Raw genomic sequence first — 20,369 nt, forward strand, 5'->3', positions numbered from 1 at the left:
AGAGCATATGAGGTCATTTCGTAATTATAGCCCACTAGAGTAAAACTTGATTTTAATAAAAATTAAAGAGAATTTTGTTAATTTGATCGTTACACTATCGCGACTAGAGGTCACCGCGAATTGATAGTGATATGTTTTTACTAAACTGCATCAAATCGAATTACTTGCTCTTAAGCGTCGCTTTGCTATTAACTGCCTTATATAACGGGGCGTTTTATCATCATATTAACGAAGTTTATCCTGCATTTGCGGGTAATTCAGGTTTTCTTATTTCAACATTTTTTTTAATTTTTGCAGCTAATACACTGATATTCAGTTTCCTGTGTATTCGAAGATTGACCAAGCCTGTTTTAGTTGTTTTTGTGCTGTTTGCGGCAATTGCTGCATATTATATGGATACTTTTGACGTCATCATTGACAGGATCATGATACAGAACATAGTCATGACTGATGCCAAAGAAGCTAGTGATTTGATTACCCTTAAGCTGGGTTTGTATGTGTCCTTTTTGGGGCTTGTTCCTGTCTTGTTGATTTATCGATACAAGAGAACAGCAATACCATGGCGTAGAGCCATTGGGGAGCGCCTGGTCTTTATTTTTTTGTTGCTTCTTGTGGCAATCAGTCAATTGATTCTGTTTTCTAAATATTATGCTTCCTTCTCTCGCGAGCATAAAATCGTACGTTATTATATAAATCCATTAAGTCTCATTAATGCGATGTGGGGTTATGCCTCCTCAAAACTTCAGGACCAAGCTCCCAAAATCATTACTTCTTTGGGCAGTGATGCGCATGTTGTCAGATCAGGTAATGAGCGGCGTTTAATTATTCTTGTGGTCGGTGAGACTGCTCGTTGGGATCATTTTTCGTTAAATGGTTACAGTAAACAGACTAACCCATTACTGTCTCAAGAACAGAGTGTGAGTTTTAAACGAGTCACTTCCTGCGGCACCAGCACCGGAGTGGCGGTACCCTGTATGTTTTCCCCCTTTGAGCGAGCAGCTTATTCTGAAAAAAAATTCAATGCTTCTGAAAATTTGCTGGATGTGCTCGCTCACGCAGGAGTTACTGTTTTGTGGCGTGAGAATAATTCAGATTCTAAAGGTGTTGCAGTACGACCTCACCATGTTGTGTATCAGGACTATAAAGATCCCTCCAGAAATACTGTGTGTGATACGGAGTGCCGGGATGAAGGCATGTTGATTGGTTTACAAGAATTTATTGATCAGCATACGACAGGTGATATTGCCATTATCTTACATCAAATGGGCAGTCATGGCCCAGCGTACTACAAGCGTTATCCTTCGAGATTTGAGCAATTCAAACCTGCTTGCAAAAAGAACCTGTTGGAACAGTGCAGTCTTGAAGAAATCGCCAACGCTTATGATAATACGATCTTGTATACCGATTATTTTTTGTCCAAAGCGATTGGTCTGCTCAAAGAAAACACAAAGCATTTTGAAACGGCTCTGTTCTATATCAGCGATCATGGTGAATCTTTGGGGGAGTTTGGTGTCTACTTGCACGGCATGCCGTATCTTATTGCTCCTGAAGCACAAACCCATGTCGGTGCTATTCTCTGGCTGTCAGATAATTTTTCTCAAGGCAGAATGAAGGAACTGAAAGCCTATGCTGATCATGCATTTTCTCAGGATAATTTATTTCACACCATTTTGGGTATGTTTCAGATACGCACCAAAGAATACAAGGCTGAATTGGATATTTTGAACGTCAGTGATCTAAAGGAGTTTTATTGGGAGAGTAAGTTATAAAATATTGATTAAAGACATGCTTGTTGAATGTGTGCCCCTTGATAGCGGGATGTTGAATTCGGAACTCCCAATAGTTCACAGCGCTGTATCACTTATTTTTTGTGGCATCAAGATCCCTTGAATATAACACGTCTTGAATATTAAGTAATTATTAACAACCCTCTTGGTCTGTGGCTTTTGAACCCTTCTTTCTTAAGAATTGCTTAAGTATTCTATGTTATCCTTGCGCGGTAAAATTAACCTTACAGGAGCCCAATGAGATGGCTGAGATTATAAAACCGATATTAACTGGTAGACCTTTTGATTCAACAGCACATCGTTTTATTACAATGTTTCGACCTATTCAAGAGACCCCAACCAAACACTCCGACTTTGTTGCTTTTGTTGCAACTCCAGTTCTCGATTTTTTTGTATTAGATACAATTTTTGCTCTTGATGCATCCATTCGTATACTGAATGCTACAGCTTCTTTATTAAAAGCGGTTTATAACTGGACTTTGCATCAACAAGAAAGCAGTAAGTTAATTGATAGAGCTACTGACAAGGAACTCGACGATTTGAGCAGAAATATCGATGGGATTATCAGCGCATTTGTCGCACAGATTTTTAATATGATTTTTAGTTTAGCAAGCCTTATAACTCGACCGATTGCCAGCATCATTGAAGCCTTGGATGGAGATGTAATCGAAGAGAGCGAATTGGCACACCGTTTTTAGAAACAGTTAAAATGTTCCCTGCAATGTCTTGGTTTGCAGGGACATTTTGTTATCCTTTAAAATAAATTTAAACTTTATGTTTTGTTCACCCATTTTGAAATAATTGGGTTTCAGCTTGTTGTCATTTAACCTGTCGCCGATATCGCGTAATTTGTCTCCTAAGAGTTTCTCGTTTAATTATAATGTCAAAGCACTCGCTTTATGTATAAAGTCGTTACAGATCCAATTTCCTCGGCTTGTGCTGATTTTTCGCTAATTTCTAACTTCGTTCAACGAGTCAAATGGTATTTGAGGGAATAAATTTGTTGCACTATTTAATAGAAGGTTTTACTCTGATTTTTATATGAATTTTATTGATTGCCCAAGTATCCCTTTAAACTGAGATATTATCTCGATTAAATACACGGAACGTTATGTGGATTGTACGGATTGCACTGACACGACCTTACACTTTTATTGTACTTGCTCTGTTATTACTTATAATTGGGCCTTTGTCCATGATGCGGACCCCCACAGATATTTTTCCTGACATCAACATCCCTGTAATCAGTGTTATCTGGAGTTATGCAGAGTTGCCTCCAGATGATATGGGTAATCGTATTACCAGCGTATTCGAACGGTCATTACCTACTACAGTTAACGATATTGAGCACATTGAATCTGAATCGTTGATAGGGGTCGGCGTAGTTAAGATTTTCTTTCAACCGGGGGTGAATATCGAGTTGGCCCTGAGCCAGGTGACCTCCATAGCACAAACGATATTGCGCTCCTTGCCTCCGGGAACTCTGCCTCCTTTGATTTTGAATTATAAGGCGTCAACGGTCCCGGTGTTGCAATTGGTTTTATCCAGTGACACCATACCGGAACAAGAATTGAATGATTTGGGTAATAATTTCATTCGTCCTCAATTAGCTCCTGTGGCAGGGGCTTCTTTGCCCTATCCTTATGGAGGAAAGGTACGCCAGGTACAAGTGGATTTGGATCTGCAAGCCATGCAGACTTATGGGGTGTCGCCATCTGAAGTTAATGCGGCTATTGAAGCGCAAAATCTGATTATTCCATCGGGAACGCAAAAAATTGGTGATTATGAATACATTGTCAAGCTCAATAACAGTCCTCTCAAGGTAAACGATTTAAATGAAATGCCTGTTAAATCGACCCCTGGCCGTGTGGTGTATCTTCGTGATGTTGCCCATGTTCGGGACGGTTTTGCCCCGCAAACCAACATAGTAAGGGTTGATGGCAAACGTGCCGTTATGATGTCCGTTCAAAAAACAGGAGATGCTTCTACTTTAGGAATTATCAAGCAGATAAAAGCCTTATTGCCCAAGATTAAAGAGATTATGCCTGCAGGTTTAAATCTTGGTCAGTTTGCAGATCAATCGATATTTGTTACCGCCGCAATCCAGGGGGTTATTACAGAAGGAATTATTGCCGCATCTTTGACCGCTCTGATGATCCTGATTTTTCTTGGAAGCGTTCGCAGTACCTTAATCATCAGCATATCCATCCCTCTGTCTATTATTGGTTCTTTGACCATTCTTTCCGCATTGGGCGAAACGATTAACATTATGACTTTGGGTGGTCTGGCACTGGCGGTGGGTATTTTGGTTGATGATGCTACCGTTGCTATCGAAAACATAAACTGGAATTTGGAACAAGGTAAAGAAGTAGAAGAGGCTATTTTAGATGGGGCGCACCAAATTGCCATTCCCGCATTAGTATCTACTCTCTGCATTAGTATTGTGTTTGTGCCCATGTTCTATTTAGGGGGAGTCGCTCAATATTTATTTGTGCCTTTGGCCGAAGCGGTTATTTTTGCGATGTTGATATCTTATCTTTTATCACGAACGCTCATACCTACATTGGCAAAATATTTATTACACAAGCATGATGCTAAAAAGAAAGAACAAGCTCAAAATTTTTTCGCGCGATTTCATTATCGATTTGAAAAGAAATTTGAGATTTTTCGTGAACATTACAGTAACTTATTGAGTAAGGCATTAAACAATGCCACTTTTTTTGTAGGGTCGTTTTTAGCATTTATCATTGCCTCGGTTGTTCTTTTATGGCCTTGGTTGGGTAGTAATTTCTTTCCTAACGTGGATGCTGGTCAGCTTAAGCTTCATATACGTGCTCCGACTGGAACTCGCGTTGAGGTGACGGCTCGTTATGTTGATAACATCGATAAGGTAATTCGAACTGTTATTCCTCCTCAGGAGCTGGATACTATCGTGGATAATATAGGTTTGCCTGTGAGTGGAATTAATTTATCCTACAGTAACTCCGCTCCTGTTGGTCCTGAGGATGCGGATATTTTGATTTCTTTAAAAGCACAACATAAGTCGATTTTTGATTATCAGCGTCAATTAAGAACAGTGCTTAATGAACAATTCCCTGATGTATCCTTTGCTTTTTTACCTGCTGATATAGTGAATCAGACCATTAATTTCGGGCTTCCATCCCCCATCGATATTCAAATCATTGGCTTGAAGCAAGATGAAAATCGAGTGTACGCAAAAAAGCTGATGCAACGATTAAAAAAAGTTCCTGGACTTGTGGATATAAGGGAACATCAGGCGATGAATTATCCTGAATTATTTGTTGATATTGACAGAAGTAAGGCAAAGGAACTGGGAATAACGCAACGAAATATTGCTATGAACTTGTTGATCACCTTAGCGGGCAGTTTTCAAACGACGCCTACATTTTGGTTAAGTCCTCAAAATAATGTGTCTTATCCTATAGTAGTCCAGGCACCGCAGTATGTGATGAATTCATTGCAAGCTTTACGAAATATTATGATTGATGGAAACCCGGTCAGTGTGAACTCCCCAACGCAACACCAGATTCTGGGGGCATTGGGTACCATTACACGAAAATGGACCTCTGTCGTTGAATCTCATTACAATGTCTCGCCGGTCATTGATATTTTTGCAGCCACGCAGGATAGAGATTTAGGTTCTATCACAACGGACATTAACCGTATTCTTGCCGAGATGAGCAATGAAGTGCCATTAGGTTCAACTATATCAGTACGAGGCCAGATTGATACTCAGCAACATGCGTTTGAAGGATTGTATTGGGGAATCGTTTTTTCAATTGTGTTAATTTATTTTCTGATCGTGATTAACTTTCAATCATGGATTGATCCCTTCATCATTATAACCGCTTTGCCTGCTGCAATTGCAGGTATAGCCTGGTTGTTATTTATTACCTGCACTACTTTGAGCGTTCCGGCGTTAACAGGAGCCATTATGTGTATGGGCGTTGCCACATCAAACAGTATTTTGATTATCAGTTTTGCCCGTCAACATCTATTAGAAACACATGATCCTTTAAAGGCTGCTTTGGAAGCAGGTCGGAATCGTATTCGTCCTGTTTTGATGACCGCTTCAGCAATGATCATCGGAATGATGCCCATGGCTCTGGGATTAGGAGATGGTGGAGAGCAAAATGCGCCATTAGGTCGGGCGGTCATCGGAGGGCTGTCTTTTGCAACAGTGGCAACGCTCTTTTTTGTACCCACGGTCTTTTATATGATTCATAATCATCAATTGAAAGTGAAGCAAAGGAAAAATAATGCTAAAAGGAATTAAAGTTCAATCACCCATTAATAAAAGAAATCCACTCTTTGTGTTTTTGGTTTTATTTTTAATTCTCTTTTTTACCGTTATTGTTTACCGAGTGTATTCGGCGGTTATTTTACGCCAACAAACCCGGGCCGATGAGGTGAATTATGTAAAAGTCCTCACCGCTACTCCTCTGAGCGGGACGGAGCAGATTATTTTACCGGGTAATGTTCAGGCCTGGCATGATGCTACAATTTACGCACGAACTAACGGGTACATTAAAAATTGGTACGTTGATATCGGCAGTCATGTTAAAAAAGGGGATTTACTGGCGGTGATTGAAACACCTGAGCTGGATGCTCAACTTCGTCAAGCAGAAGCGGATTTGAATACGGCGATAGCGAATAATAAAATTGCCCAATCTACAGCGAAACGCTGGATGAATCTGGTAAAATCCAATTCAGTATCCAAGCAGGAACGTGATGAAAAAGTAAGTGATGCTGCATCGAAGTATGCCCTTGAAGTGGCAGCACGTGCGAATGTAGATCGACTCAAAGATCTGGTCAGTTTTGAAAGAGTTATTGCCCCTTTTGATGGTGTTATTACTTCCAGAACTACGGACATAGGTTCACTTATCAATGCAGGTAGCAGTGATACGGGCTTACCTTTATTTCAAATTGCTCAAACCAATCCATTAAGAGTGTATGTAAAAATTCCACAGAATTACTCCTCGCGAATTACCCCTGATATGAAGGTCACTATGACTTTTGCTGAGCACCCTGGGCAAACGTTTCCTGCACAGTTAATTAAAACGGCACAGGCTATTGATCCTTCAACTCGAACTTTACTGGCTCAATTTAAAGCGGAAAATAACAATGAAGAACTGCTTGCCGGCAGTTATACAGAAGTTACTTTTACATTCACCATTCCTAAAAATACATTCCGTCTACCAGTAAACACCCTCTTGTTTCAAGCGCAAGGATTACAAATTGCTGTTGTTGATAAAAAAAATCAGGTCGAATTAAAACCGATCACCATCAGTCGTGATTTTGGAGACGTGGTGGAGATTGATGAAGGAATTAAGGCGGGAGAACGCATCATAATCAATCCTTCTGATTCCATTATCAATGGTGAGCAAGTTAAGGTTATTTCATGAGCAAGATCATTGTTTTGGGAATCGTCATCTTTAGCCTGGCCGGTTGCTCTTTTGCACCAAAAAATGAGCGTCCATTTATGCCAGTTCCTGCTCATTTCAAAGAAACAGGAACATGGGTTCCGGCCAAAACAGTGATGCCTTCTCCCAAGATTATGCCTTGGTGGGAGGTATATAATGATCCTGTCTTGAATCAATTAGAACGTTCAATTGACGTTTCGAATCAGGAGTTGAAAAAGATTTATTTTCGCTATCAAGAGGCTGTTGCACTAGGGCAAGTAGCTCGATCGGGATTGTTTCCCAGCATCAATGGAACCATTAATGCTAACAGACAACAGACTTCCATCACTATGGCGGATCCATCGGTAGTTCCTTTGTATAATAATTACATCATCGGTTCTCAGGTTAATTACGAACTCGATGTATGGGGGCGTATACGTAATGCAGTTGCTGCACAGAACAATACAATAAATGCAACAGAAGCTGAATTGGCAGCTGTTTCTTTAAGTTTACATGCTGAACTGGCCAGTGATTATTTTTCTCTAAGAGGTTGTGATGAATCACAACGGATTTTAGATGCTACTGTTGCAGCGTATCAAAAAGCACTGTATTTAAATAAAAAGCGATATGACGGTGGCGCCTCTCCAATCGAGGATGTCGATAATGCAGAAACTCAACTTGAAAATGCAAAGACCGCTGCTGCAGACATGCGTTTGAAACGAGCCCAGTTTGAACATGCCATAGCCATACTCATTGGTCGATTTCCAGCTGATTTTTCATTGGCTCCGGCTCAACTATCCCGCAAAATTGTTCAAGTCACTCCTGATCTTCCTTCCACTTTATTGGAACGAAGACCGGATATTGCTGCCGCTGAATTTCGCGTCTACGCTGCTAATGCCAAAATTGGTGTTGCACGAGCGGCATTTTTCCCTGTGCTGGATCTGACCGGGATCATTGGTTTTCAAAGTCAGAGCTTATCCAATCTTATTTCAAAGCCCAGTTTGATCTGGTCTTTAGGGCCAGTCAGCACGCTGGCTTTGGCTCAACCTCTTGTGGCCCAATCACTTTTTGAGGGAGGTAAGCTAGTAGGGTTGTTACAACATGCCAAGGCCAGTTATTTTGAAACGGTAGCCGATTATAGACAAACTGTATTAACGGCATTTCAGGAAGTAGAAGACAATCTGGTTGCCGTTAAACAGCTGGATCAGGAAATTCGGAGCCAAAAAGCGGCTGCTCAGGCAGCGAAACGTGCATTAGTACAAGCAAACAATCGCTATTATGGCGGAATTACGACGTTTCTGGATGTAGTGGTAGTGGAAAATACTGCCTTACAAACTGAACTCGCTGCCGTTAACGTGCTGACCCGGCGCCATATTGCCAGTGTTCAATTGATCAAGGCATTAGGCGGCGGGTGGGTGCATTTGAATAAAGCGAATTAGAAGCTGTCTCTTCTCCATTGTTGAGGCCGCTCTTCTGTATTATTGGTCTCATCGATGGTGTGTTCTGAAGTAGACGCAGAGGCTATTGCAAAAAATGTCGGGCTTTTGGGGATTGCAGAAGGAGGTAAGTGAGGTTTTGGGATCGACTCTTTGAGTTCATCTTGCCCCGCCTCTATTTGCTCAAATTCAAGCATCACCTGTTCCCAGCGGAGTAGCGCATCGGCAGGAACTATTCGTATATCGGGATTAAATTTAGTTAAGTCATCAAAAATCCTGGTTATTTTATCTTTTAGTGATGGATTGAGTGGTGTCTTTTCGAATAAATGAGTCCATGTTCGGGTTAAATGAAACTTATAGAGGTCAGCAAAATTTGTAGAGGGGGTAGTAACTAAATCGAATAAATATCCCCATATTTGCGCAATGGTAAGCCCTAGTGCAAAGGAGTCTGCTTTAATTGATCGGAAGTTCTCACGCAGGATTTCGGGAGCAAGGTATTCCAAAGAGCCGTGAACATCATCATCCTCTTTGGGCTGATCCATATGTTCTGCGAAAGAGAAATCAATTATGGTTGCATTCATCGTTTTAAGATTGATAATAATGTTTTCAGGTTTCAAGTCAGTGTGAATAATGTCCAAATCATGGATTTGCTTTTTAACCGCTTTTATAATCGCATAAGTTAAATGTAACTTGTGCTTGACGATCAGTGTTATCGTTCCTGCATCTAAGGCTTCTAACAGATCAAACAGATCCATCTCTCCAGCATTTTTCATTACCAGGTACCCCTGTTGGCTGTCCAAAACAGGCGTTTTGCAGCGCAGAACCGGATTCATTTTGGTATAAGATCCTTCTTGTAAAATCAGTTCAGGAGTAAAGAGTTGTGTAATGGGTATGATTTTACATATTCTGGCTTTCTCGTTTTTTCTTCTTTTAAATGAATAATGATCTTCTGGAGCCAGTACACCTAAACATTTATAAAGATAACTAAATCCTCCTTTGATAGGGCTCATGTTTTTCAGAACCTCAATACGAGACTCTGCATGATTGTTTTCTCGATGACGAAGCAATAATGAGTGGGTTAGATAGATTGAAACGGGTTTTTCGTTTAGTGTTACCTCATAGTAGCCACGAGGGAAGAATGGCGAATCAGATGGTTTTATTAAATTAGCAAGCAACTGTTCTGAAACGGGATCAGAATCTGTGGCGTTTAATAAAGTAGGATTAATCGTATAAGCGGGCATTAACAACTCCTTTTGTTTTATAAATCAAGGGGGGAATTCTTTTTAGCGCCCCCGCATCCTGGATTGGATCCTTTCGGCTCTCTCTTGTTTTTTGCGTTATAATGCTCAATTGTCTACAGACCCTGATAAAATCACTTTGTACATGACTAAAAACCTGTCTTGCCCGCACAGGCGGGCAACCATTCATCAAAATAAGCCGATGCCAAAGAGCCAGTGGGGATTATTGTTTTCCACATTTAAACCCACTTTCAACTCGCTGACACACTCCATATCACCTTCTTTCGGTGTTCGAGATGATATGATTTTTAGTGTATGACAATGAGTTATCTCAACTTACCGCAGTGCCAATTGCCTAATGGTTGCCCGCTTGCGCGGGCAAGACAGGTTTTTTGTCATGTACAGAGATAAAATCAATTTTTTTTAGTTATTTTTTGGTGTCCTTTCAGGGTGAACAAGTTAACAACGCATCGTGAACCGTGCTATCTTTCTGCTCTTTAAAAAATAACAAATCAGGATTTTTTTCAAGTGGTAGTGATGGAATAAACGTATTTATAGCTCCAAAATATTGTTCAGGGACATCCGACTCCATTGAATGATCTGATTGTTCAAAAATGATTAGTTTGGAGTTGGGTATTCCTTCAGCCATTTGTTTTGAATAGACTGGAGAGGTAATCCAATCTTCTTCACCTACCAAAACAAGCGTTGGGCATTGGACTGTGGACAATTGATCTTGAAAATCAAATCTCCAAACCTGAGTACGAAATCCTTGATTAAGCGCATCAAAACTATAAGGATATAATGGGGCAGGGCGATCTACTGGTTCATTGTGTCTTATTTTCCAGGAATAAAAAGGCTTCATGACCGAAAAATAATGGTCAACTTCTTCCTGATTTTTAAAAGATCCACTCCATAAGGTCTCGCATACCTTAATTTGTTCTTCTGTGCCTTTTTCTAATACAATTGATTTACCTGTTTCCAGAAAAGCATGGCTTGGTGCACCCGCTGCTAAAATTAAACGGCTTACTTGATCAGGGTAGCGTATGGTAAAACCAAGGGCATGCATTGCTCCACAGGATTTACCTAATACTATGACTTGATCCAGGTTTAATTCCCGAATGATGTGGTGGATGTCGTCAATATTATTATCCATGGTGTAGGTCGAGGGATCACCCTTGGCACTTAAACCACATCCGCGAGGATCGTAGTAAATGATATTGGCTTTCTCTTGCAGGCAATCGTAATCACTGTAGTTTGAGTGATTGGCTCCAGGACCGCCTGGAATCATCAATAAATACGGTTTTGTTTTTAGTGATTCTTCGCTTTCATAGGTAATGTGGGTGTAAATCGTTGTTTCAGGGACTGTACCTCGACTGGGTACCTTAATGTGGGCTATTTTTTTCACAGCAAACTCCTTGTTAAAACCTTTTTCCAATTGCCTGATGCTCAAGCGTTTGAATTGAGTAAGCCATGAGGACTAATTTCAATGTAATGATTCTTCAAACAACTTCAGCTCATTTTTTGACATTCTTAAACCTGCTAACCTCGATTAGAGCAGTTCGTTAGTTGCCATAGGTGAGGCATAGGCAAAATGATTTTACAGATTTAAGAAGTGTTTTATAACGTGATTCTGAAAATCTATCAAGCCATTATCATGGGCGAACTTCATATATAGTTGTCGTATATGGGAAGCAATTCCAATTGGTGAGTTGACTTTTGATGTTGATACTAATCTCGGGCATTTGCTCCAATAATCCGGGCGGAGCGGTGTTGAGAATACATCATTTATTCACGCCACCCGGGTATTTCAGTTTTTGTCATCCCATTCTATCTGCTTATCCTGAGATAATCGGAACTGATGCTTCTTGTGCAAGGTCTTGTTCTATTGTCTCAGGTTGTACCTTTTGTTGTAATCGATCAAAAAAGCCTATTCTCAGATTTTGGTTGTAATTGGTGTATGCCAGGTTAATGTAACCGGCGAGAAGATCGAGTCTAATGGTCAATTTTTTCATGATGTCGTTTTGACTTTGGCTTAATTTGTAGCGTAATGAATCAATATGAAGAGCACACCTCGCTTTGTATGAATCAAATAGCACTTTGGAACAGGGTCCCTCCTGGAGTAATTGTTCAAGTGCTGTTGTTTCTGTTGCAAGTGCAAGATATACGAAAGTGAGTAAATCTGCGACATCAGGGTTTTGTGATTCAGCAACAGTATTGATTTTTCTTTTTAGCCCGGTTAAATGTTCATGAATGGCGATTAGACTTTTAGGGGCTTGTTTTGGTATTTCCTTTGCTGTTTCTTCTGGTACACTACTTGATGCTGCGCTTGCTGGTCCATGCGATGAGCGGCGAGATATCATCTGATTAAATTCCTTCAAAGCATCAGTAACGACCATGCGATCACTGGGTTTTAAAGCAGACATTTTGGTAAGCGTTGTTCTGATTTGAGTCTTTTCTGCTTCAGTCAGACCCGGAAGGGTACCATTATGGAATAATCTGGAATAAGTGAAATAACCCGAATGTAATTTAAAAAACGCGTTTACCTCGCGCTCATTGCCAGGGGCGCAATAATGTCCTACATAATCACCCCAGATTAATGCCAAAACACGAGCAAGTGAATACACATCGCTGGCAGTTGATGCTTCCTGACAATCAAATATCTCAGGAGCAGTATACGCTGCTGTGCCGCAGTCCATGCCATCATAAACGCCTATTGGTTTGGCATAACCGTAATCAATAAAATATGCTCTCGGTGGGTGAGTCATTGAGATGATAATATTTTCCGGTTTAATGTCTCTATGAACCCAACCCGGTTTTAACACTTGATCGACATATGCCTCTAGAACGGCATAACTGTAGCCAAATCGTTGCTCTAAAGTCAGGATGGTCTTTTTACTGGCATCACCCTCAATAGAATAGTACAATTCCTTGCCGGGTACTTGGCGCATGGTTGTGTAGGCGTAGGGTGATTTCATAACCAACGGTTTTCCGCTCAGGTGTGGAAGAGTTTCCAGTACGATGGCTTCTTGTTCGATGAATGCAGACGCCCGATTTGACGATTTAGACATGAGAATAAAATCTTGAATTTTGACCAGGCGCTTTTTGCCGGGCTGTTTGATTTTTAGTTCTGTTTGATGATTAATATCAACGGCCAGGGTCGCATAAGAGGGATAAATTTGTGTCGACCGACTTTTTACAAGGGCCGTGTTGTCCAAAATCTCATAGCGATATCCCGTTCTTCTGATTCCCGAACTCTCTTTTTTGCGGTCTCTTTGTATGATGTGGTGGGTTAGATTAAGAGAATAATTTAGTCCCAGATCGTGTTCTGTCTCTCTTTCCCATACCTGTTTTTGGGGAAAACGCTGAAGCAAAGCAATAAAAACATCCATTTGTTCGGGCGACAATAGAGTTGGATTCACAGTCAAAATTGGCATAATAGCTTACCATCTGGTTAAAATGGCTTATATCATAACACAAAATTGTCGCTTATGACTCAAAAGTGGCCACTTGGTTTTTTTATGAGTCTTTTTTGGTGAAGGTTGTTGAAGTTGTGATTGAGGTATGCTCTTTATTAGACGGTATCTCTTTGGACATTATGTTGTAATCATCGTTCTACTTTAACGAAGGGGCAGTGGCTTGCTGAGATAAACCACCTGGGTTTCATCACGTCCATTTTCTGAAAATCTATCCAGCCACTATCATGGGCGAACTTCATGTATTGTAGTGATGTATGGGAAGCAGTTCCAATTGGTGAGTTGACCTTTGATGTTGATACTAATCTCGGACATTTGCTCCAATAAGCCAGGAGGGGCTGTATTCAAAAAGCATAACTTGTTGATGCCATCCATCGTAATAAACAAGTTTTTGCCATTTGGGCTTGCTGCAAGATTGAGAGGCCAATAGTAGATATTATTTTTGTATTCTAATGGTAGTGGTTGGCCTCTGATGACAAGCGTTGCAGCGAGCGCATTAAGATGCAGGCACATAAAAATAAGAAATAGAGTCTTTTTCATCATCATAGATCCAAATAATGGAGACATCTGTTCAGGAACCTGGTTAAAATCTGTCTGATTTTCGTTATTCTTATCATTTATGATAGACCATTATCAGCCATTATATTTTCGTGATCTATGAGCTCAGGAAGGTAATGGGGCTTCAAAATCAATTAATCTGTTCTTAAACGAGTTCCACAAATATAAAAAAACAACAAATATCAGTGAAATAAATGCATTGAAATCGATCCAAAACAACTCTTTTTGACATTAATGCAAATTTACTGTCTATAATTTAATCATGCATTGATTAAACTGAAAGGCATTATGGTCAGAAAAAAATTGATGATTCAGGAAAAAGCGGTGATCGCCACTATGAATCGAGACAATCCTGTTGGAGAAGCACTTACTGCCAATGATCCCATACCCGCTGCGCCAATGCCCGATAATGAACGCAAAAATATGGTTGAACGGTTAGAACGGAGTATTCATGAATTAATGGATGATGCTGAAGGCTCATATCAAGATAACTGCCGTATTTTGGGAACTTCAGATGTAGATCCTGATTATGTGATGCGTCTTAGTACTAATGAATTCTTTTTTTATACGAAAGAACCTCTGACTTTAACTGAATTCGAAGCTTTGCAAAATAAAATAAGTGACAAAGCAAAAACACTTTCACCAGGTGTACAGTTGATACTGGCTTCTTTTGCTGTCAAAACAGATGACGGCAAAGTGATGAACGTCACCCCTCATATTACTTGTGGCAATACACCAAATGTTCAGTTAATTGTCAAAAGTAATACTTCAACTCTGGATGTTCGGTATAAAATTCCGGATGGACGTGGTGACACAAATACACTTCCGGTACTGGATAAAAATCAACCCAATGTTACTATGCCTCAAATTATGATTAATGGTGTGGCAACGGAATTCAGTTTTAATAATATAGTACGCTGCAAAACTCCAGGTGGTTCCCCATTTCTAACAGCAGTTGATGTTTGTCTGGATCATCTTCGTGGAGTTGCGAGGAGCAATTACTTTGATTTGGTAAAGAAAAATCCTGAACTTACAAAGCAGCCTGTCTCACACGTTGTTGTGTCTAATTGTGTTCGCATTAATGCCAAACAAAGTATTGGGCCCAACATGATGCATGTTGATCCGCGTTGTTCACCAGTAGAATGTAAAAAAAATGTGTCACAGCAAGCAGGCTCATTTCGGTTGCTTCCCTTTGGAAATGATTCTTGCAAAGTGTTTGATGTAGCACGCACACCCCTTGAATACCTTCTGGATTTTGTAAAGAACCGCTATGCCTACAAAACTACAGATCCCTCAAGCGGACGAGATCATCAATCCTATACAGTCTCTCTGGATAAGGTTAAGTTTCAAAAATCTAATACCAGTATGGAGTATGAAAACTTTAAATCCAAATATAAGGCTTATAAGGGAGATCATTTAAAAACACAAATTTTAGAAGATCTGAAAATTCGAATTCAGGAGGCATCTACGAAAGAAGAATTAAACGATTTAAAAAAGGAGTTAAAAACATCCTTTGAGGCCGATGTGCTCAATACAGCCCAAGGTTGGTTTACTCAAAATTTTGGACTAAAAACATCCTCAATAAAAGCTTTAGAAAGCATGATTGAGCAACAAGAAACATATTTGGATGCTAGTGATGCCAAGCCATCAACGTAAACTGGCGACACATAAATGTATAGGCTATGCTGGGGTCTGTTGACCATTGATCTGGGTAAAGCTCGGGAAGTAGGAACAAACAGATGAAATGTCAACAGACCCTGGTATTATGATGAGAATTATTGAATGAGTTTAACAAGATTGGAGGGGTTATGAGGCCAGAGATATTAAAAAAAATTACTGGAACTACACAGCACACTAAAGTGAATCTGGCAAATTTAGACATTAATGATGATGAAATTTTAGAAGTACTCAATACTCTAAAACAGCTCAATCCTGATGTTTCTGTAGTTGATTTGGATAATAATAATCTTGGCGACAAAGGTGCTCAAATTTTGTATGAGCAGTTGCGCCAATTCAATAATATCAAGGAGATCGGCGTTCAATTTAATGAGATTGGCAAGGAAGGTGCTCTTGAGTTATTTCGGTTAAAACAGATATTCTCTTCACTTGATATTTTGTTCCACGGAAATAAAATTACAGATGTGGGTGAAATGGATGACATTGAACGATTAGCTATGAACGAATCTCCACGGCCATAATCGGTTGTATACGGATGTGTTGGGTTATTTGAGGCTTTATTCAGTATCATTGGGACTAAGTCACTAGATTTGATTTCCAGTGGCAAGCTTAATAAGAGAATATCAATTAACTATGCCCCATCTTATTTTTAGAATACGTACTCCCGAACATAAGACGCCCCTTATCATTAGCCAACAGAGCGGGGAAATTCCTCCCATACAGAATAGCCCCGTGCATTGCGTTGTAATAATTTTTCTACTTCATCAGGAGGGAGCGGTTTGCTAAAATAAAAGCCTTGGGATTCATCACAACCATGTACTTTTAAAAATTCAAATTCTTCTTTGGTTTCTACTCCTTCAGCTATGGTTTTTATGTTTAATGTACGCGCCATTTGAAGAATGGCTTTGCAAATAGCCGCTTTTCTTTTATTTTTATTAACGTCCTTAATAAATGAGATGTCCAGTTTAAGATTGGATATATTGAATTTATTTAAATAAGTAAATGAGGAGTAGCCAGTACCAAAATCATCAATGGACACCCAAACCCCCATCTCGGTAAGGATTTTATTAAATCGAAGCATCACATCAGTTTGTTGCATTAGTACGGTTTCAGTAATTTCAAAAATAAGACTGCCTTCTGGCAGTTCCAATTGCTTCAGTATTTTTTTGGTAAATTCTAATAATCGATCACTTAATTGATGCACTGAAATATTAATATCCATACTTTGCAAACCGTATTTTTGCCACTCTTTAAATTGCTTACTGGCTGTTTCTAAAACCCACTCCCCCATTGTAACGATTAGATCAGATCGTTCCGCTATGGGAATAAACTCTTCCGGGTTAATAATTTCCCCTTTATCATTTTTCCAGCGAATTAACGCTTCCATTCCATTAATTGCCAGAGTTTGGGTATCGACGATGGGTTGATAGTACAGAATAAATTGATTATTGTGGATTCCATGGTGCATTTCTGCTTCCATTTCACCTTTTTTCTTCTCTAAATCTCTTAATTCTTGAAGGGCAAATTGAATGTTGTTTCTGCCCATATTTTTGGCTTGATACATGGCAAAATCAGCTTGCTCAACTAACATGTTAACCTCTTGACCATCAAAGGGATAAAGACTGATGCCAATACTAGCTGTAAGATAAAATTCTTTTTTATCTATGCTAAATGGTTTTGTAATCGCCTTTTTAATGTGTTCTGTGGTAGCTGTAACCTCATGTTTCGTTTGAATGAATGGGATGATAATATAAAATTCATTTGCGCCAAATCGTGCTACAAGGTCAATATTATTGCGCGTTACTTTTAGAAGCCGCTTGCCTACTTCTTTTATCAATAGATTGGCTTTTAAATGGCCTATGGTGTTATTGATGCGTTTAAAATTGTCCAGGTCAAGATCAATCACCGCAACAATCGTGTTTGTTTTTTCCGCATGTTCAATGGCATTATTTAAGAAAATTTTAGCTAAGACTCCGTTTGGAAGATTCGTTAGTGAATCATGTCGAGCAATATATACATTCGCTCGATTTGATTTCTCCAGTTTGTTGCGGATCTGTTCTTGTTCAATGGTTCTGTCGTTCAGTTTATGTGCCATTTCATTAAACGAATTAATCAGTTGGCCCATTTCATCATTTCGATGAGCATTGATTTTAAAGTCCAAATCACCTTCTCCAATACTCTTGATTCCTTCGTTAAGCATTAAAAGAGGGGTATAGATTTTTCTCTTTAATGACAATAAAACTAAAAAGCAGAGCACAACCAGAGTTAATACGGAGCACATTACAATCAAATCAACCAGTTCCAAGGTTTTTTTGATGTTCTTTTGGTTGATTTCATTTAATCGATAAGCATCTGCCATGATTGATTCACTAAGTCTCAATAGTTGAGATTTAAATTTATTGAGCACTATCTGGCTGTTAGCATTACCTGTTACTTCTTTTGTATTGTTCTGTACGAAAATAAATAACTCAGTCAGGATTTTATTTTTAGCTACATTATCTTCACGCATACTCGCAAGAATCTCTTGTTCTTCTTGTGTGTCAAATGCATCTGACTGGAGCAGTTTGGCTGTTATCTCGTACATGAGCTGCCACAGGATGATATTTTCGGTCTGATGGCTATTAATGTAATTACTGATAATTTTTTCCCGTTGGCTGATCACCTTGACGATTTCGTTTGCTAGACTCCCTTTTATTATCATTCGATCCAGGTTGTTTTTTTGAACAATTATTAAACTAATCAGGCTAGTAGATATCAATACCGACACTAAAAAAAATAGATGTAACATCGTTTTGATTTTCATTCTTTTACCTGGTATTTTGGGTACGGTATAAAAGTATGGTTTTTTATCATCTTGAATATAGTGGGCTTATTAGTCGCTCCACTTGGATTGATTGTAATGGTTCCACTGACACCTTGATAATTGCTGATTTGGTGCAAATAGTTTGCCATGCAATCCCGGTCATTATTACAGGCCAGATAACTGTCGACTGAAAGTAGTACATCATCATAAACATTAGTAACTAACTCGTTAGGTTCCGCACCAAATTTTCGAATATAGCGCCTTTTAAAATCTTTCATTATTGGAGTTTTTTCATTCAGTTCTGAAGAGGAGAACATCACTCCTTCGGCCGCATCACCAGCATAATTGATTACGGTTGGATCCTCTGTTTCGTAGTTTCCTAAAATGGGGGCCTTGATTTTGGCTTGTCTCACTTCTTTAATAAACATCGCTAGAGGCAGTCCAAAGTGAGCGGTGATAATGATGTCTGGTTTTAATAATTTAATTTGGCTGATTATCGACTTAAATTGCTTGCCATCAGGGGCATTAGGAAAACTTCCAACTACATCACCTCCGCAATGGTTAAAATCATAAGTAAAATATTTATCATAATCATGTCCAAATGGAGTATCCAGGAACATTGTAACTGCTCGTTTGGCTCCTAACTGGTTGCATGCGAACTGGGAAAGTCGTTGGGCTTCATCCTTGACCTCAACATTTGTAGAAAAAGCGTATTTTAGGTTTAAAGCCTCGTCAGGATTGGCGGCTGTATTGAACGTAATGATTTTATTCCCTTCGGTTATGGGCAGAATAGGCAGATGCCCAAAGAGGCAAAATGATGCGGCAATAATCGGGACATTGTCATGGGAGAACTTTTGAACCGCAGGAATAGATTCTTTGGCAAAGCACCCGTTTTGATAATCAAAATCGAGATTCACTTGTCCTTTGTATTTGGCATCGATGAATTCTTTTGCCAGTTCCATGCCTCGTATCATCATTTTGCGATTTTCAGCCAAATCACCATTTGAAGCTGGCAACAGGGCACCTATTTTAATTGTTATAACTGAGGGTTGCCTGGCATAGTAGCTCCATATCCATAGAACTCCCGCACAAGCGGCAGAACATATTAAAATGACAGCCATCTTTCTTGATGCTGGCATATTTTGTCTCCAAAAAATGCATCCTATCCGACACATTATCGCTGTATTTGGCCATCACCAATAGTACTTAACTTTGAAACAGCAGTTCATGATGGGTATTATTTTCTAAGTATAGTAAATGGTTTCAATATTTACTGAATTACCTGAATTAAATCATGAGATTTATTTATGGCAGTCACAATAAAGGAGCTCCTTACACAGCTTAAGGTGCTTTGAATAAATAAGTACTATACTGACTAAGTAAGGAGCAGATTAACTGAAGGATCTAAAATGCCATGCGAAAAATGTGACTCATTGCGTAGTTTTGAACTATCTGGACAATACAAGTTGATCATTGCTTCGCCCAGAGGACATAGTTCAACCAAGCTTCTCAATCAGTTGGCAGACAATAATTATAATATCCATAAAGATGATAATGTAATTACTTTATTTTTTTATGCCAAAGAGGCCTTTCAACTGGGCCAAATTATCAACAGCTGTTTTTCTCAAGTGGAGCTAGACGATTCGAAAGCATTGCTAATACCTGCTTTAGAGGCAAATTTCGGAGCAGAAATCATCTTGAACCACAGTTATTCGCTGGCAAAATTGGTTGGTTTATTTGTGTCGCAGTGGTTAGTCGATCTTATAAAAAATGGTTCTTTGACCACCTTCTGTCAGCCTATTGTTCAAAAAGACACATTGGAGCCCTATGGATTCGAATGTTTATTGAGAGGAAGCATCGACAACAGAATCATTCCTCACTCAGCCTGTATTTCGCACTTTATGCGATATTGTTTCTGATCATTCAGGAATCCACGGACCATTTAGAGATTATAAATACTGGGACTTTACTAGG

The 20,369-nt window shown here is 39.4% G+C and carries 14 protein-coding genes; 8 read left to right on the forward strand and 6 right to left on the reverse strand.

Annotated elements, in window-relative coordinates; translation table 11 throughout:
* Positions 1-131 precede the first annotated feature (131 nt).
* From ELY21_RS05330 to ELY21_RS05350, 5 genes are all read left to right on the forward strand, one after another.
* Complete coding sequence (locus ELY21_RS05330; protein ID WP_127107546.1) at positions 132-1,769, forward strand: phosphoethanolamine transferase; 1,638 nt, start codon at positions 132-134, stop codon at positions 1,767-1,769.
* Between the two features lie 260 nt (positions 1,770-2,029).
* A complete protein-coding gene (locus ELY21_RS05335; protein WP_127107548.1) occupies positions 2,030-2,485 on the forward strand; it encodes a hypothetical protein in 456 nt (151 codons plus the stop codon).
* 413 nt (positions 2,486-2,898) lie between these two features.
* Positions 2,899-6,084: an efflux RND transporter permease subunit gene (locus tag ELY21_RS05340; protein ID WP_127107550.1), complete on the forward strand. Its 3,186-nt coding sequence runs from the start codon at positions 2,899-2,901 to the stop codon at positions 6,082-6,084.
* Positions 6,068-7,213, forward strand: a complete 1,146-nt coding sequence (locus ELY21_RS05345; protein WP_127107552.1) for an efflux RND transporter periplasmic adaptor subunit — start codon at positions 6,068-6,070, stop codon at positions 7,211-7,213. Before ELY21_RS05340 ends, ELY21_RS05345 begins: the two co-directional genes overlap by 17 nt.
* Positions 7,210-8,649, forward strand: coding sequence for an efflux transporter outer membrane subunit (locus tag ELY21_RS05350; protein WP_127107554.1), 1,440 nt, complete (start codon positions 7,210-7,212; stop codon positions 8,647-8,649). The genes ELY21_RS05345 and ELY21_RS05350 overlap by 4 nt, the downstream gene beginning before the upstream one ends.
* On the opposite strand, the gene ELY21_RS05355 is transcribed toward ELY21_RS05350, so the two are convergent.
* The 4 genes from ELY21_RS05355 to ELY21_RS05370 form a co-directional block, all read right to left on the reverse strand.
* The gene (locus tag ELY21_RS05355) at positions 8,646-9,887 is read right to left on the reverse strand and encodes a protein kinase (protein ID WP_127107556.1); all 1,242 of its coding nucleotides are present in this window, start codon (positions 9,885-9,887) and stop codon (positions 8,646-8,648) included. The genes ELY21_RS05350 and ELY21_RS05355 overlap by 4 nt on opposite strands.
* A 442-nt stretch (positions 9,888-10,329) precedes the next feature.
* On the reverse strand, positions 10,330-11,289 hold the full coding sequence (locus tag ELY21_RS05360) for an alpha/beta fold hydrolase (RefSeq protein ID WP_127107558.1): 960 nt from the start codon (positions 11,287-11,289) through the stop codon (positions 10,330-10,332).
* A 430-nt stretch (positions 11,290-11,719) separates the two neighbouring features.
* Positions 11,720-13,318 carry a serine/threonine-protein kinase gene (locus ELY21_RS05365; RefSeq protein WP_127107560.1) on the reverse strand — a complete coding sequence of 533 codons (1,599 nt, stop codon included), beginning with the start codon at positions 13,316-13,318 and terminating at the stop codon, positions 11,720-11,722.
* A gap of 264 nt (positions 13,319-13,582) precedes the next feature.
* Positions 13,583-13,924, reverse strand: a complete 342-nt coding sequence (locus ELY21_RS05370) for a hypothetical protein (protein WP_233588668.1) — start codon at positions 13,922-13,924, stop codon at positions 13,583-13,585.
* A 279-nt stretch (positions 13,925-14,203) separates the two neighbouring features.
* Here ELY21_RS05370 and ELY21_RS05375 point away from each other — a divergent pair, with 279 nt between their 5' ends.
* Positions 14,204-15,571 (forward strand): hypothetical protein, encoded by a 1,368-nt coding sequence (locus tag ELY21_RS05375; protein ID WP_127107562.1) that lies wholly within the window; start codon positions 14,204-14,206, stop codon positions 15,569-15,571.
* 152 nt (positions 15,572-15,723) lie between these two features.
* Positions 15,724-16,113: a hypothetical protein gene (locus tag ELY21_RS05380; RefSeq protein ID WP_127107564.1), complete on the forward strand. Its 390-nt coding sequence runs from the start codon at positions 15,724-15,726 to the stop codon at positions 16,111-16,113.
* A 167-nt stretch (positions 16,114-16,280) separates the two neighbouring features.
* Here the strand turns inward: ELY21_RS05380 and ELY21_RS05385 are convergent, their stop codons facing one another.
* Positions 16,281-18,395 carry a bifunctional diguanylate cyclase/phosphodiesterase gene (locus ELY21_RS05385; protein WP_127107566.1) on the reverse strand — a complete coding sequence of 705 codons (2,115 nt, stop codon included), beginning with the start codon at positions 18,393-18,395 and terminating at the stop codon, positions 16,281-16,283.
* Entirely contained in the window at positions 18,392-19,534 is a 1,143-nt protein-coding gene (locus ELY21_RS05390) for an ABC transporter substrate-binding protein (RefSeq protein WP_158618516.1), read from the reverse strand. The genes ELY21_RS05385 and ELY21_RS05390 overlap by 4 nt, the downstream gene beginning before the upstream one ends.
* 270 nt (positions 19,535-19,804) lie before the next feature.
* On the opposite strand from ELY21_RS05390, the gene ELY21_RS05395 reads away from it, so the two are divergent.
* Positions 19,805-20,314, forward strand: coding sequence for a hypothetical protein (locus ELY21_RS05395; protein ID WP_127107570.1), 510 nt, complete (start codon positions 19,805-19,807; stop codon positions 20,312-20,314).
* Positions 20,315-20,369 lie beyond the last annotated feature (55 nt).

Source organism: Legionella sp. km535, from assembly GCF_003990085.1.
Taxonomy (GTDB): Bacteria; Pseudomonadota; Gammaproteobacteria; order Legionellales; family Legionellaceae; genus Legionella; species Legionella moravica.